Raw genomic sequence first — 15,135 nt, 5'->3', positions numbered from 1 at the left:
TGATCGTTCCCACGCGCAGCAAAGGAATGCAGCCCGGTGCGCTCTGCGTCCCTTCCAGAGCCGAACGCGGAGCGTCCGTTGAGGCATTCCCACGCGGGAGCGCGGGAACGATCATCGGTGGGGGTGCGCTATTGGGGTAAATCCAGATTATCCATCACCCGATTCACCGCCAGTTCGCCGAGCATGATCAGTTGCGCGATCCCTAAAAGCGTCCGTCGCTGGAAGTCATTGGCGATGGTTCTGGCGGAGGCGAGGGTTTCGCAGGCATCGGCCAGCAATTCCTCGTTTTTGAAGTCCGCCGTGACGGCGTACATCCGGCGGGTTTTACGGGGTGGCGGCTGTACGCAGGTTAGCGATCCGGGTCACAGAAACCCCGGGTAGACCCGAAGGTCTCCCACGCACAGCCACCATGACGCCAAGTGCAGACAGACAAAGCTGCAATTGAGACTGGGGATTGAGCGTCTGTAAGGTATCGGATCGCTAAACCCGATCGCTGATTCGTCAGCGACCGATCCACGATAAGGCCCAACCCCAAGGCGCACAAACCGGCGGATTCTGGCGTAGCTGTAGGCAATGGCGCAAGGATATGTAGCCTTGAAGACGTGTCTTGAGGTGTCTCTTAAACGCAGGAGTTTAAAAGGCAAAAAGTATCTGGAGTATTTTGATCGCATCGGCGTGACAAGGCGTATCGGTGAATCCCGCTAGATCCGCTCCGACAACGCGCTGGCCCACGCCGACGCACAATGAGTTCAAGGAAGGCAATCGCGCCCGGTGGCGCGGCCGGGCTTCAAACTTGGTTGGGGAGGGCATCCGCTCCTGGGCAGGTTCGACTCCGGCTGCCTTCCGCCAGTTCTTACAAATCAAAAGATCGCAGCCTTCGGCAGCTCCTACTCACATATCTGTAGGAACTGCCGAAGGCTGGTGATCTTTTAATTCGAAATGCTGGAAAAACGTAGTCTGGCCCCGTTTAGTCCCAGCCTGCAGCAGTTCCTACAATGAATCGCTTAGGAGTTACTGAAGACTGCGATCTTCGATCAGAAATGCAGATAACGTGGTCTGCCCCCGTTTAATTCCGTTTAACTGTAATTGTAGTTATTTATATAGTCGAATGTGATCGATCTGGTATTTAAATGAAAAGCCTCCGGTCATATTTAGCTCTATTGCATTGAAAAAATCGGATGACGCTATTTCGCAGAGATTTGGAGTAAGTTCAGAGCCGCTAACTGTTAGTTGTCCTACGTTGGTTGTGCCGTTTTTAAGGATGATATGTCCACGTATGCTTCTGTCTGATTTTATCCAGAATGATATTTTTTTGTATTGGTTTTTAAGGTTTATTATGTATGATTTTCCGTAGAAGTCGGTGTAAAAGTGACTGATAAACAGCACTTTTCCACTTATTTTTTCTGGGTAAAAATCATCAGTGTTGCAAATTGCTGCATAATGCTGAGGGCCGTCACCACTAAATAATTTTTTAATAGTCATTAGTGGAGTTTCCATTGTTGCATTTAAATCGACAATTCTTTGATCTACTACGTTGTCGAAGTTTTCTTCTATATAAGGCTCAACTACCCTTAAGGTTCTCGGAGGATTGGATGACATCTCACTGCCATACAACGCCTTGGCGGTAAAGCTGTGTGCAGCCACAGCCAGGGCACTGACGAGCAGCGTCCAGACACCGGTTGTGGGATCTGCAGGTGCCGGACCTTTGGAGACTGCGCCGTCAAAGATTTCGACTTTCTGGCCTTTGGCAGCGATGCCGCTCAGGGTTACGGCCGTTTCCTCCGTTTCCCCGCCTTGAGGGATTTCAACATTGCTGGGAGAGCCTATCACCGCATCGATAGTTGGAGCAGTTGCCTGGCCAACTCCCAACGTCAACTCCCGCGAATGCCCCAGGGTTTCTCCCCCCCGCTGAATACTGTAATCCGCCACCACCGTGCCGTTACGATTGGCAGTCACGAATGCCTTGCCCACCGTGAACTTCACCGGTTTACCCACCGTGGCCGGAATCATGTCCAGATAATCGCTGGTGCTGCCGCCGCTGGCCGAGCCGCGCCAGCGGTAGGTCACGCGGTCCTTGTCCTGGGTGCCGAGGAAGGGCGCGACCAGCGTTGCGCCGGTCGGCGACACCTTGTCCGGATCCAGCACGTCATCGGCGTCTGCTTCTTCGACTTCCGGGCGATCAAAGGTCGGCATTGGCACGCCCACCTGCATGATGAATGGCAGCGATTCGCGCACGCTCAGCAGCAGGTTGTCTCTGTTGGTGACGACGTAGTAGACCTTGACGCTCAGGCCATCGAAACGCTGGATATCGCTCTGGGCAACGGCGCGCAAGACGGGCTCGCCATCCGCTACGTTGCCGGCCTGGCGCGGGTCCTCGTAGTAAACAGGGTCGCCGCCGGGCGCCTTTGCTTCCCAGATCAGGTTCAGCAGATCACTGCCGTTGCGACCGACGTACCACGGAATACTCACCGTCGCCCACGGCGTATCGACTGGCAACGTCCCGCCAGGTGCCTCGGCGACGCCAGGTGCGAGCAATCGGCTGATGTCGCCCACGACGCTGACGCTGGCGTTTTTCGAGGGGCGGTCGGTCTCACCATCGCGGCGCCGAACAAAGCCCACCGACGCACTGCCCTTGGCGATGGCGCGCACGGCTTCGTTGGGGATTGTGAAGTCGAGCTGAAAGGGCACGAACTCCACCGGCATCGATAACGGGCCGACGATGATTTGCGGGCCTTGGGCGGGGGTGCCGGTCCAGGTCAGGAGGACTTCATCGTTCACGGCAAAGTCTTTAGTCGGCGTGTACACGCGAACGATGACGTCATCGTCACCCAGTGTGTCGAGGTCCACCCGATCGGTCGGCTTGCCTTGGACCAACACCAGTGGTGAGTCCAGTCGGTCGCCGCTCATGTCCACCAGCACCGACTGTAGGGCTGACCACGGCGCGCGCTCGTCGGGGTAGTTGCCGCAGCGGTCGACCACCTGAAACGCCACGGCCACCGCGGCGCCATCGCCGGCGGCGTCGATCAGCTTGTAATCGAAAGTGATGTCGATGGGGTTTTTCAGCGGATCCGCCGCTTGTTCCGGGCTGACGAGATGCAACACTTGCTGGCTGCCCCAGCGGGCGTGGATGCGGTCGTAGCGGGTCAGGTTGCGGTAGGGGGTGATGCGCATCGTCACCACGTCGGTTTCCAAAAAGTCCTGGTCGATTTCGTAGCGGTCGAGGGAAAAATTGAGGTCGGAGTGGCCGTCATCACCGGGGATGTCGTCGTATTCGCCGGGGCGGGTGAGTTTGATCAGCAGTTTCAAACGGGGCCTGGATTCTTCGCCGGGATGGTTCTTGCCGGAAATCTTGTAGTAAACGTTGGTGGCATCACCGTCGAGCACAAAATCCTTGGCCAGGGTGAAGGTCACATCCCGATTGAGTTCGGACTCGTATTGAATGGTCTTGCTCCACACTGCCTGCGTAGCATTGTTCCAGAAAACATCGACCCGGTCGCCGATGCTCATGGAGAGCCAGGCAGGCACTGTGCCTTGCAACCCGTTTTCCACCGCACGAATGGGGATGCCGCCATCGTAGTCTTCCGCTGGATCGAGCGGGTTCAGGGCGGGGAAGTAGAGGGACTTCAGGGCATCCGGTGTTGGGTTGGACATGGGGGCGTGCTCCGTTCGGTGAGGTGACGGAGTGATTGAAAGCGGATTGGTGGAATTGCGCACCTGTCAGATCTGACAGGTAAGGGCTGAAATCCGACGTGCGGTAGGCGTTTGCACAATGGATCGTTCATCGAACGATCCGGATTTCCGAAGGCATAAAAAAAGCTCTGCATCTTTCGATACAGAGCTTTTCAACGATCAGGCAGAGCGCTATTCAGTTGCTCTCATGCCTGCACATCCAACGCAACGTTATTGCTCCACGGCGTCAGCGACGGTTGCGGTCGGTTTCTTCGGCTTCATCAAACTGAAGTCGATCAGTGCACGCTGATCGGTCTGATACGGATCGCCGATCAGCAGTGGCCGTACCTTGAAGCTGTCGCTGACCAGGCTCTTGCTGTGGTCGAGTTCATCGAAACTCAAACCGGCGAGGTCGGCCCAGGTGTGGATCAGGTGCGAGCTGCTGTACGGGCGATCGAGGTCGCCGGCGAAGTTCCAGTCGTGGTTGGCCTTCCACTTCGGCGACGCCCAGGCCATGAACGGAATGGTGTACATCGGCGCGGTCGGTTTGTTTTCGTTGCGGCCCAGGGTCTTGTGGCCCACCGAGTCGAACACGTCTTCACCGTGGTCCGAGAGGTACAGCAGGAAGCCGTTCGGATCGGATTTGGCGTAATCCTTGATCAGGCTCGACACCACAAAGTCGTTGTACAGCACGGCGTTGTCGTAGCTGTTGTAGGTTGGCACCTGATCATCACGCACGCCCGGTGGCACGCCGTTGCGGTCCTGGAATTTGTCGAACGTCGGCGGATAGCGGTACTGGTAGCTCATGTGTGTGCCGAGCAAATGCACAACGATCAGCTTGCGCGGTGCCGCGTCAGCCAGCGCCTTGTTGAACGGCTCGATCACGTCACCATCGTATTGCGCGGCGTTCTGGTTGCGGTTGTTGTTCAGGTACACCTGTTCGTCGGCCTGCTCTGAGAAGGTCGTGAGCATGGTGTTGCGCTTGGTCATGGTCTGCTGGTTGGTGATCCAGAAGGTTTTGTAGCCTGCCTGTTTCATCATGCTGACCAGCGACGGCGTCGACAGGTACAGATCCGGATTTTCTTCGTCGGCAAAGGTCAGAACCTGCTGCAACGCCTCAATGGTGTAGGGGCGAGGGGTGACGACGTTGTCGAACACCGCCAGTTGATCCTTGAGCTTGTCGAGTTCCGGCGTGGTGTTGCGCTGATAACCGTAGAGGCTCATGCGCTGGCGGTTGGTCGATTCACCGATGACCAGCACCAGGGTCTTCGGCTGATCGGCCGAGGCATCCTTGAGATTTTTCAGCGGCGGGATCTTGCTCACGTTGTGCAGCATGCCCTGCATGTCGGCAAGGGTTTCCTGATAACGGTGATAGGCCACGACCATCTGCCATGGCACCGCTGGCTCAATGCGGGTTTCGAATTTCTCGAAGCCTTGGGCGAAGGTGCCCATGCGCAGGGTTTGCTTGACCAGCGGATAACCGATCACTGCAATCAGAATGGCCATTGCTGCGACGAATGCACGGCCACGGGGCATGTACACCGGGCGCAGACGCGTCCACAGGAAGTAAGCGAAGGCAGTGTGTGCGAGGAACGCAGGGACCATCCACCAGGCAAAGTATTGGGTCATGTACTCGCCGGCTTCGGACACGTTCGACTCGAACATGATGAAGATGACGCTCTGGGAGAATTCCTGCTCATAGATGAAGAAGTAGCCCAGGCTGGCCATCGAGCAGGCCCACAACACCACGCCGATGATGGCGGCGAGCAGTTTGGTGCGTTTGGGGAACAGCAGCATCGGCGCCAGCCAGATCGCGCTCATGACGAACGCCTGACGGAACCCGGTGAAGCCGGAAGTGCCGGTCAACTGGATCAGCAGTTGGGTGATACCCGAGAAGTACCAGAAGAATACAAACAGCCAGAGAAAACCGGCCCAATCGAAACCTGTCGCAGTCGTTTTGCTGCGTTTGAACAATGCCATTCGGCGCTCCAGCTCACTCGTTACAACCACCGCCGGAACATCCATGAAGCCGACGAACGGAGGCCGTACACGCAGGTACGGCCAGAATGGGGCGGAGTATTACGAAGAGAATGTGAAAGTTTTGTTAAGCGGCGCTTTTGCCGTGGGGCATGCAGCCAGAGGGTAGCGCGTCGGGAACAGCCGCTGCCGTTCCCGAATCAGGCGGGGGATCAGGCGTGGGGATGACGCTGAACGACCGGCAAAGGTTGCGGTTGCGCACCCTGGGTCAACAGGCGCAGTTGCGCCAGCTCCTGCTTCAACTGGTCGCGTTCGTTTTTCAACTGACGCAATTCATCGCGACGAATCGTCACGTACAGGGTTTGTGGCGGCATTGCTGTGTGTACTGTGCCCATTGCTCACCTCGCAAATGGCGTGCATCAACTGTAGGTCGTCCCGGCTTGCGGTACAGATCTACTATCGGCGCCGATTTTGATTTCTTTTGCCTGTGAATGGAACTTTTTTATTTTTCATGGTCGGTGTGTCTTCAGCAGGATTCGGGGCGTTATCAGTCTGGATCGGGCACAATGCCCGGAAACTTCATCGCAACGCTCTGGACTAACCTCCATCAGTCGCGTTGGGCTATAACCAATGACACACATTTATTTGTAGTAAGGAGCATCAGCACATGCAACTCGGGATTATTGGACTGGGCCGCATGGGCGGCAATATTGCGCGACGTCTGATGCTCAACGGTCACACCACCGTTGTTTACGACCGCAATACCGCTTTCATCGATAACCTGGTCGCCGAGGGCTCCACCGGCGTCGCCGACTTGCCGGCACTGGTTGCCGGCCTGGCCAAACCGCGTGCGGTATGGGTCATGTTGCCGGCCGGCGCACCCACCGAAGACACCATCAACACCCTGAGCACTTTGCTCGAAGCCGGCGACACCATCATCGACGGCGGTAACACCAACTATAAGGATGACATTCGCCGGGCCAGGACTTTGGCCGAAAAAGGCCTGCACTACATCGACGTCGGCACCTCGGGCGGCGTTTGGGGCCTGGAGCGCGGCTATTGCATGATGATCGGCGGCGACGCCGAAACCGTGCAGCGCCTCGACCCGTTGTTCGCTGCTCTGGCGCCGGGCATGGGTGACATTCCGCGCACCAAGGATCGCAAGTCTGAAGATCATCGTGCCGAGCACGGTTACATCCACGCCGGTCCTGCCGGTGCCGGGCACTTCGTGAAGATGATTCACAACGGCATCGAGTACGGCATGATGGCCGCGTTTGCCGAAGGCTTCGACATCCTCAAGACCAAATCCAGCGAGCGCCTGCCGGAAGATCAGCGTTTCGACCTGAACGTGGCCGACATTGCTGAAGTGTGGCGTCGTGGCAGCGTGGTGTCTTCGTGGCTGCTGGACCTGACCGCCGATGCGCTGGCCAGCGATCCGAAGCTCGACGGTTTCTCCGGTTCCGTCGCTGACAGCGGCGAAGGTCAATGGACCATCGAAGCGGCCATGGAACAAGCGGTGCCGGTACCGGTGCTGTCGAACTCGCTGTTCTCGCGCTACCGCTCGCGCGGCCAGGGCACCTTTGGCGACAAGATTCTTTCGGCCCAGCGCTTTGGCTTCGGCGGCCACGTGGAGACACCGAAGAAATGACCCATACGATCCGCAGAAAATCCAAGGCAGAACCCGCACCACCGACCACGCTGTTTTTGTTCGGTGCCCACGGCGACCTGGTCAAGCGCTTGCTGATGCCGGCGCTGTACAACCTCAGTCGCGACGGCTTGCTTGACGACAATCTGCGGATCGTCGGCGTTGACCACAACGCCATTACCGATGAGGCCTTCGCGCAAAAGCTCGAAGACTTCATCCGTACCGAAGTGGCGGCGAAAGTCGGCAAGGGCGATCAGATGCTTGATCCGGCCTTGTGGGCCAAGCTCGCCAAAGGTATCAGCTACGTCCAGGGCGACTTTCTGGACGACAGCACCTATTCAGCGCTGGCGGCGAAAATCGCCGACAGCGGCACCGGCAATGCGGTGTTCTACCTGGCCACCGCGCCGCGTTTCTTCAGTGAAGTGGTGCGCCGACTCGGCAGCGCCGGTTTGCTTGAAGAAACCCCGCAAGCGTTCAGAAGGGTGGTGATCGAGAAGCCGTTCGGCTCTGACCTGCACACCGCCGAAGCGTTGAACGCCTGTTTGCTCAAGGTGATGTCCGAGAAGCAGATCTATCGGATCGACCATTATCTGGGCAAGGAAACCGTGCAGAACATTCTGGTCAGCCGGTTCTCCAACAGCCTGTTCGAAGCGTTCTGGAACAATCACTACATCGACCACGTGCAGATCACCGCAGCTGAAACCGTCGGTGTCGAAACCCGTGGCAGTTTTTACGAGCACACCGGCGCACTGCGTGACATGGTGCCCAATCACCTGTTCCAGTTGCTCGCCATGGTGGCGATGGAACCACCGGCGGCGTTCGGCGCTGACGCGGTGCGCGGCGAGAAGGCCAAGGTGGTCGGGGCGATTCGTCCATGGACGACCGAAGAAGCCCGCGCCAACTCGGTTCGCGGCCAGTACAGCGCCGGCGAAGTCGATGGCAAAGCGTTGAATGGCTACCGCCAGGAGCCCAACGTATCCCCTGACAGCACCACGGAAACCTACGTGGCGCTGAAGGTGATGATCGACAACTGGCGTTGGGTCGGCGTGCCGTTCTACCTGCGCACCGGCAAGCGCATGAGTGTGCGCGACACCGAGATCGTCATTTGCTTCAAACCCGCGCCTTACGCGCAGTTCCGTGACACCGAAGTCGACGAATTGCAGCCGACTTACCTGCGTATCCAGATCCAGCCGAACGAAGGCATGTGGTTCGACCTGCTGGCCAAACGGCCGGGGCCAGCGTTGAACATGGCCAACATCGAGCTGGGTTTTGCTTACAAAGACTTTTTCGAGATGCAGCCGTCGACGGGGTACGAAACCTTGATCTACGACTGCCTGACTGGCGATCAGACGCTGTTCCAGCGTGCCGACAACATCGAGAACGGCTGGCGCGCTGTGCAGCCGTTCCTTGATGCCTGGCAACAGGACGCGAGCGTGCAGGCCTATGCCGCGGGTGAGGACGGCCCGCAAGCTGCCGAAGATCTGCTGACTCGCGATGGTCGCGTCTGGCATGGCCTCGGATGAGTGATGTGCCGAAACAACCCATCCGTTTTCTGCTCAGCGACATGGACGGCACACTGTTGCTGCCGGATCACACGCTGAGCCAACGCACCATCGACGCGGTGCGTTCGCTGCGGGAGGCGGGCGTGTTGTTCAGCCTCGCCACCGGCCGGCCACCGAAAGCCATGCTGCAACAAATCGAAGCCCTGGGTGTTGATTTGCCGACGGCGGCGTTCAATGGCGGCACTATCGTCAACCCGGATGGCAGTTTGCTGGTCGCGCATTACCTGCCGGCTACCACCGCACTGATTGCGCTGGCGCTGTTCGCTGATCAACCGGACGTTGAAATCTGGGTGTTCAGCGGCGGCGATTGGCTGCTCAAGGATCCGCACGGGCCGATGGTGCCGCGCGAACAGCACGGCCTCGGTTATCCACCCGTCGTGGTGGAGAGTTTCGAGCCGTATCTGCAGCGCATCGACAAGATTGTCGCGACCAGCAACAACACGGAACTGTTGATCGAACTGGAAGCTCTACTGTTGCCGAAAGTCAACGGGATGGCGCAGGTGTCGCGTTCGCAACCGGTTTATCTCGACGTGACGGCGCTAGAGGCCAACAAGGGCACCGCACTGGCGACTTTGGCCGAGCACTTGGGCATACCGCTGGAGCAGACCGCTGCGATTGGTGATGGCGGTAACGACCCGGCGATGTTTCATTGCGCAGGCCTGTCGATTGCCATGGGGCAGGCGGAGGAGGCGGTGAAGCGCCAAGCCGACGTGGTCACCGCGCCGAACACCGAAGACGGCGTGGCCCAGGCGATCGAGCAATACATCCTCCCTCACTGACTCCACCCAAAAACCAAATGTGGGAGCGAGCCTGCTCGCGAATGCGGTGTGTCATTCAACGAATCTGTTGTCTGACACTCCCTCTTCGCGAGCAGGCTCGCTCCCACAGGTTTATTCAGTGTTTGTCAGAGCCAGTAGCTCACCGCATACCAACCCAGCAGCCCCATCACGAAGGTGTACGGCAACGCCATCCACACCATCCGCCCGTACGACAGGCGCACCAGCGGCGCAATCGCCGAGGTCAGCAGGAACAGAAACGCAGCCTGACCATTCGGCGTCGCCACGCTTGGCAGGTTGGTGCCGGTGTTGATCGCGATCGCCAACGTCTCGAAATGCTCACGACTCATGTGCCCGGCGAGGAACGCCTGCTTCACTTCGGTGATGTAAATCGTCGCGACAAACACGTTGTCACTGATTGCCGACAGCAAACCGTTGGCAATAAACAGCATGCCCGGTTGTTGTTCGACCGGCAGGGCCAGCACCCACTGGATCAGCGGTGCAAACAGCTGTTGATCGTGAATCACCGCGACCACCGCAAAAAACACCACCAGCAACGCGGTGAACGGCATGGCGTCCTTGAACGCGCTGCCCAGACGATGCTCGTCAGTGATACCGGTAAACGCGGTGATCAGCACAATCACCATCAAGCCGATCAAACCGACTTCAGCGATGTGCAAGGCCAGGCAACCGATCAGGATCAGGGCCGCAGCGCCTTGCACCAGCAGTGCCGCGCGTTGGCGCGCCGTGCGTTCGGCGTTGTCTTCGGCGGCATAGTTGGCCAGCACGGCGCGAACATTGTCCGGCAGCAGTGTGCCGTAACCGAACCAACGCAGCTTTTCCAGCAACACGCAGGTGACCAGACCCGCCGCCAGCACCGGCAGCGAAACCGGCGCAACCTTGGTGAAGAACTCGCCGAAGTGCCAACCCATTTCGTGGCCGATCAACAGGTTCTGCGGCTCGCCCACCAATGTGCAAACACCGCCCAGCGCCGTACCGACCGCACCGTGCATCAACAGGCTGCGCAAGAATGCGCGGAACTGCTCCAGATCTTCGTGATGCAGTGTCGGCAGGTTCTGGTCGTCAGCGAATTCACTGTCCTGGCGCGGATCATTACCGGACGCGACGCGATGATAGACAGAATAAAAGCCGACCGCCGCGCTGATGATCACCGCTGTCACCGTCAGGGCATCAAGAAACGCCGAGAGAAATGCCGAGAGAAAACAGAACATCAACGCCAGCGCCGCTTTTGAACGTACGCCCAGCAGCAGGCGCGAGAACAGAAACAGCAGCAGATCCTTCATGAAGTAGATGCCGGCCACCATGAACATCAGCAGCAGGATCACCGGAAAGTTGTGCACCAGTTCATCGTACAGCGCCTGCGGCGTGGTCATCTTCAGCAGCAACGCTTCGATCAACAGCAAGCCACCGGGCATCAGCGGATAGCACTTGAGCGCCATGGCCAGAGTGAAGATGAATTCGATCACCAGCAACCAGCCGGCCGCGACCGGGCCAACCGTGAACAGCACCAGCGCATTGAGGATCAGAAAACCGACGATGGTCGCCTTGTACCAACGTGGCGATTGCCCGAGAAAATTGTGCGCGAACGCCTGGGCCATTGAACCGGACATCGGTTGCTCCTTGTTTTATTGAAGCGCGCAAGTTGCCGGATGTGCGATGCAAGTTCAAGGTGTAACTGGGTTTGACGCAAATTTGTAGTAGCCAGGCTTTCTGGCACTGAACACACAACGCCCCTGCGACGCATGTCTCGGCGGGGCGTTGTTTGATCGTGCGGGAAATGAGTTACGGCAATTTCGAGTAAATCACTATGACCACCCATGGCGCTGAGACACGCCCCAAATCGGATCTTAGACTGAAGCTATGACGCCCTGCTGCCAAGTTCCGAAAAGTTGTGAAGTAGACACCGCTTTCATTTGCTGCGAAGGGTTCGGCAGCGTTCGCACTTGTGACGACCCAGCCCTTTTCATTGGGGTTCGCCGTGCCAACTATGGTCACTACCTGATCCGTCGTTGCACCGTTATTTTCTATTAGCTGATAATTTTCCTGGCCCAGTACAAAGCGAATACTGAGCGGTGCCGGTTTTTTGATCAGGACGCGCCAGACAGCTGATTCCTGACCCTTTTGCCCTCGAGCCATGAATTCGTGGCTACCTGTCGACAGTTCCTTTACATTGCCAAACCAGCGTTTCATTTCATTTACAGCAAACGTTTGTACGACCACGCCGTTGTCCAGCAGCTCGATCTTCTGACCCGCTTCGCCTTGGCCAACAAAATCCAGCTCGCTAAACAGAGTGCTACCGTTGTCCTCGATCATCTGACCGTCAGGACCTGTTATCCAGTCGATAGATACCGCGTCAGTTATATCCAGAGTGATCACCCATGGCGCTGACTCGTAACCATTACTGTCTTTTACACTGTATTCATGATCACCCGATCGTTGATCTGTCAGATAAAAATTGAAGTCACCATGTTCTGTAACGTAAACGGGATGATAGACGGGAATACTCTTATCCAGTAGTTCCACAAGTTCACTACGCGGGGCCTTCCCCTCAAAATAAAGTTGATTGCTTTTAGTGAACCCGGGGTTCTGGACGGGGTCACCGTACTGATCGGTAACTGTAAGAATTCGGGGAAGGGTTCTCGCGTTATAGTCTGAAGTCTTGGCAGATGGATTTTGTTTTTGCAGTGCCTCTTGCTCGCTCATTTCAAAACTCCCTTATCAGATGACGGCGCATGATTCATGCGCGCCCTGCTATCTGATGCCCGATCAAGATTGGTGTCTACTGTCAGAAATTACAGGTACAGGCGCATTCCGGACGAACGGTGAATGCCTTTGCTCTAACGCTGCCGGAACGAAAAAAATCCGCCGAGTCATGACTCGGCGGATTTGTTTTGCTTATGTAAGGAACCTAATTTTTTGGCAATTTCGACGAAACCACCTGGATTACCCAAGGCGTTGAGATTCGACCCAGATCGGATCGGAGTCTGAAGTTGTGAACCCGATTTTCTTCCAGGTCCTTGATTGTCGCGTAGTAGACACCCTGCTCATTTGCAGTGAAGGGCACCAATTCACGGCTGTACTCGACAATCCAGCCTGATTCACCAGGAGTTGCAGTGCCAACCAAAGTCACCGATCTATCGGACGTGGACTCGTGATTCGCGATCAGCTGAAAATTTTCATTGCCCAAGACAAATTGAATGCTGATCGGTGCAGGTTGCTTTATCAGGACCCGCCATGGCGATGATTGCTGTCCATTGGTTTCCCGAGCGATGAAGTTTTGGGTACCTGTCACGAGGTTCTCGAGAATGGCGCTCCAATGCCCGTTGTCAGCGACATTCAAGAGTTTTAGCACCGTACCGTTATTCACCAGCTCCACTACTTTGCCTGGCGTGGCCGTGCCAATAAAATGCAGCACATTATGGAAAGTGCTTTCACCTCTTCCGACGGGCCTGCCGTCAGGTTCGTATACCGAGTCGATTGAGAGCGTTTCGCTCACATCTACATTGACAGTCCACGTCGCTGACTCTTGACCATCAGCTGTTTTCACACTGTATACGTGACGGCCTCGTTGCTGATTGAGCAGCAGGGCGCTGAAATGACCCGCTGCGTCAACATTCACGGGAGGGTGTGCAGGAATACCATGGTCCAGTATCTCGGCTAATTGATTCGGCTCCGCCGAACCGACGAAAGACAGATCACCGTTCGTGGTTGTACCGTCAGGTGGAATAACCTGGTTGTCACCATTGGTGATTGAAATGAGCCGGGGAGCTGCAAGCTCAGCGCTTCCACCGAAAAGCTCAACCGATGTCCGATGTTTGGACGGTGTCACTAGATCGTTCATATCAAAATTCCTTTTTCTGAATGGGCGCGCCGCTTTCTGCGCCCTGCTATCTGATGCCCGATCAAGGTTGACGTCTACTGTCAGAAATTACAGGTACAGACCTGTTTTCGACGAACGGTCAGTCCCGCCTGCCTATTGATTCAGATACCGCGCCACCATCGCCCGGTAATTGCCATCCAGTGAATAACCGCCCACGAGAATGGCGTCATCCGCTTGCACGGCCAGCGAATTGGCTGTGTCCAGGCTGCGGCCCAAGCGCGTGCGCAGCCAGCCTTTACCGTCGGCAAAGCTGTGATCCAGGCCGCCATCACTCGAGTAGCGGGCTACGATAAAGTCCGCTTCGATTCCACCAATGGTTGCACCGACCGCGATGATGCGGCCGTCCGCCATACGTTGCGCGGCGCTCCATTGGCAGCCGCTGGGGCCGATTTCCAGCAGTTGGGGTTGGCCGGCATGGTTGTGCAGGTTCGGGCGGCCATTGGTGTGCAGGCTGTACGCCATACAACGAATCGGATCGCGGCTGCTGCCGAAACAGTGCAGCGCGTCGGCGGACTCAAGGACCTGACTGACCAGAGCGCTTTTGCCGTGCGCCTTGAACGCCATGAAACCATCCACGGCGAAGCGTTCGTCGAGGCGACCATTGGGCAGGTAGCGCGCCAATAAACCCTCCTGCGGGAAGTCGATGGAGCCTGCCACCACAATCCGCCCATCCTTCTGCACCAGCAGACTGCTCAGCCAGGTGTTGAGCAGCAAGTGGCGAATCATCACAAAACCGCGGCCATTGAAGGTTTCATCGAGGCTGCCGTCGGGCTTGAGGCGAATCAGCATGCCGGCATGGTCGGCGAGTTCGAAGTGGTGATTGGCGATCAACAGAATATGGCCGTCTTCCTGGGCGACAAAATCGCAGGCTTCGGCGCCCGGTACGCCCGGCGGCAGCCAGGCATCACGGCTGCCCATGGACAGATCGCCGGGCAAGCGCACCACCTGACGACCATTGTCGCCAAAGCGCAAATCCGGTTTGCCCTGAGCGTCGAACAGGGCCAGTGCGGGCAGGGTGCGATGAGCGTTTTCATAATGCAGGCCGGCGAGCAGGATGCGCCCGTCGGGCAGTGCCTGGACTTTACCGGCCGTGGCTTCGAAGCCTGGGGCAAACGTATCGATCACGCTGCCTTTGTCGCCAAAGGCCAGATCAGCCGAGCCATCGGCGAGCATTCGTGCCAGTCCGAATCGATTGCCGGCAGCAACGCCGACTTTCGCCGCGACGAGGATCCGCCCCTGCGCATCGAGGGCGATATCCTCGGTCAGGCTGGACAGGCTGTCAGCGAAATACACTTGGGCGATGCCGGTGGTGGCAAATGTTTTATCGAGTTGACCGGCAGACGTCGATAACGCCGGCAGCGCAAAAGTGTTCAGAGTGGACATGCACGCATCTCCTTGCGAGTTGACCTTTACCGGAACCGGGTGGGTAACTGCATGAGCGGAACATTCAATCCCTGAACCGGGAGAAGTACAACTGTAAGAACTAACAGGTGGAGGGTCGCACTGTGCCAGAACAGTGTCTTTTTGAACCAATAGCAAGCCGGCCAAGCAGTTAAGCCTGAGCACCTTGCAAAGAGTTGTACAAAAGTATCGGGTGTTTAAAAG

General features: G+C 57.2%; 11 protein-coding genes, 1 tRNA gene and 1 pseudogene. 5 read left to right on the top strand and 8 right to left on the bottom strand.

Translation table 11 applies throughout. The annotated features are described in order from the left end of the window. Positions 1–128: 128 nt before the first annotated feature. Positions 129–341 (bottom strand): annotated as a pseudogene (locus CCX46_RS15815) (DUF6124 family protein); the annotation flags it as partial. A 232-nt stretch (positions 342–573) separates the two neighbouring features. Here CCX46_RS15815 and CCX46_RS31155 point away from each other — a divergent pair. Further along, positions 574–705, top strand: a complete 132-nt coding sequence (locus CCX46_RS31155; RefSeq protein WP_127927887.1) for a SelB domain-containing protein — start codon at positions 574–576, stop codon at positions 703–705. Between the two features lie 48 nt (positions 706–753). Then, positions 754–849: transfer RNA gene (locus tag CCX46_RS30635), tRNA-Sec, on the top strand. 243 nt (positions 850–1,092) lie between these two features. On the opposite strand, the gene CCX46_RS15800 is transcribed toward CCX46_RS30635, so the two are convergent. The 3 genes from CCX46_RS15800 to CCX46_RS15790 form a co-directional block, all read right to left on the bottom strand. After that, positions 1,093–3,651: a hypothetical protein gene (locus CCX46_RS15800; RefSeq protein ID WP_238704340.1), complete on the bottom strand. Its 2,559-nt coding sequence runs from the start codon at positions 3,649–3,651 to the stop codon at positions 1,093–1,095. Positions 3,652–3,900: 249 nt separating this feature from the next. Continuing rightward, entirely contained in the window at positions 3,901–5,649 is a 1,749-nt protein-coding gene (locus tag CCX46_RS15795) for a phosphoethanolamine transferase CptA (protein ID WP_127927885.1), read from the bottom strand. Between the two features lie 209 nt (positions 5,650–5,858). Continuing rightward, positions 5,859–6,041: a DUF6026 family protein gene (locus tag CCX46_RS15790; RefSeq protein WP_127927883.1), complete on the bottom strand. Its 183-nt coding sequence runs from the start codon at positions 6,039–6,041 to the stop codon at positions 5,859–5,861. A 272-nt stretch (positions 6,042–6,313) separates the two neighbouring features. Between CCX46_RS15790 and gnd the strand changes: the two genes are divergently transcribed. The 3 genes from gnd to CCX46_RS15775 are packed head-to-tail and all read left to right on the top strand — an operon-like array spanning position 6,314 to position 9,632. Further along, positions 6,314–7,294, top strand: a complete 981-nt coding sequence (gene gnd, locus CCX46_RS15785) for a phosphogluconate dehydrogenase (NAD(+)-dependent, decarboxylating) (RefSeq protein WP_034153922.1) — start codon at positions 6,314–6,316, stop codon at positions 7,292–7,294. After that, positions 7,291–8,814 carry a glucose-6-phosphate dehydrogenase gene (zwf, locus tag CCX46_RS15780; RefSeq protein ID WP_127927881.1) on the top strand — a complete coding sequence of 508 codons (1,524 nt, stop codon included), beginning with the start codon at positions 7,291–7,293 and terminating at the stop codon, positions 8,812–8,814. Before gnd ends, zwf begins: the two co-directional genes overlap by 4 nt. Continuing rightward, positions 8,811–9,632 carry an HAD family hydrolase gene (locus CCX46_RS15775; protein ID WP_127927879.1) on the top strand — a complete coding sequence of 274 codons (822 nt, stop codon included), beginning with the start codon at positions 8,811–8,813 and terminating at the stop codon, positions 9,630–9,632. Before zwf ends, CCX46_RS15775 begins: the two co-directional genes overlap by 4 nt. Positions 9,633–9,757: 125 nt before the next feature. Here CCX46_RS15775 and nhaB read toward each other — a convergent pair whose 3' ends face one another. The 4 genes from nhaB to CCX46_RS15750 form a co-directional block, all read right to left on the bottom strand. Further along, entirely contained in the window at positions 9,758–11,260 is a 1,503-nt protein-coding gene (nhaB, locus tag CCX46_RS15765; RefSeq protein WP_127927877.1) for a sodium/proton antiporter NhaB, read from the bottom strand. A 172-nt stretch (positions 11,261–11,432) separates the two neighbouring features. Next, positions 11,433–12,353 carry a hypothetical protein gene (locus CCX46_RS15760; RefSeq protein ID WP_127927875.1) on the bottom strand — a complete coding sequence of 307 codons (921 nt, stop codon included), beginning with the start codon at positions 12,351–12,353 and terminating at the stop codon, positions 11,433–11,435. Between the two features lie 205 nt (positions 12,354–12,558). Further along, a complete protein-coding gene (locus tag CCX46_RS15755; protein WP_127927873.1) occupies positions 12,559–13,491 on the bottom strand; it encodes a hypothetical protein in 933 nt (310 codons plus the stop codon). 132 nt (positions 13,492–13,623) lie between these two features. Further along, positions 13,624–14,913, bottom strand: a complete 1,290-nt coding sequence (locus tag CCX46_RS15750; RefSeq protein ID WP_127927871.1) for a hypothetical protein — start codon at positions 14,911–14,913, stop codon at positions 13,624–13,626. Positions 14,914–15,135 lie beyond the last annotated feature (222 nt).

The organism is Pseudomonas sp. RU47 (assembly GCF_004011755.1).
Lineage (GTDB): Bacteria > Pseudomonadota > Gammaproteobacteria > Pseudomonadales > Pseudomonadaceae > Aquipseudomonas.
This window is presented reverse-complemented; position numbering and strand designations above follow the sequence as displayed.

Coding starts and splice junctions, on each gene's coding strand:
- CCX46_RS31155 (WP_127927887.1), top strand. CDS start 574: ATGGCGCAAGGATATGTAGCCTTGAAGACGTGTCTTGAGGTGTCTCTT.
- CCX46_RS15800 (WP_238704340.1), bottom strand. CDS start 3,651: ATGTCCAACCCAACACCGGATGCCCTGAAGTCCCTCTACTTCCCCGCC.
- CCX46_RS15795 (WP_127927885.1), bottom strand. CDS start 5,649: ATGGCATTGTTCAAACGCAGCAAAACGACTGCGACAGGTTTCGATTGG.
- CCX46_RS15790 (WP_127927883.1), bottom strand. CDS start 6,041: ATGGGCACAGTACACACAGCAATGCCGCCACAAACCCTGTACGTGACG.
- gnd (WP_034153922.1), top strand. CDS start 6,314: ATGCAACTCGGGATTATTGGACTGGGCCGCATGGGCGGCAATATTGCG.
- zwf (WP_127927881.1), top strand. CDS start 7,291: ATGACCCATACGATCCGCAGAAAATCCAAGGCAGAACCCGCACCACCG.
- CCX46_RS15775 (WP_127927879.1), top strand. CDS start 8,811: ATGAGTGATGTGCCGAAACAACCCATCCGTTTTCTGCTCAGCGACATG.
- nhaB (WP_127927877.1), bottom strand. CDS start 11,260: ATGTCCGGTTCAATGGCCCAGGCGTTCGCGCACAATTTTCTCGGGCAA.
- CCX46_RS15760 (WP_127927875.1), bottom strand. CDS start 12,353: ATGAGCGAGCAAGAGGCACTGCAAAAACAAAATCCATCTGCCAAGACT.
- CCX46_RS15755 (WP_127927873.1), bottom strand. CDS start 13,491: ATGAACGATCTAGTGACACCGTCCAAACATCGGACATCGGTTGAGCTT.
- CCX46_RS15750 (WP_127927871.1), bottom strand. CDS start 14,913: ATGTCCACTCTGAACACTTTTGCGCTGCCGGCGTTATCGACGTCTGCC.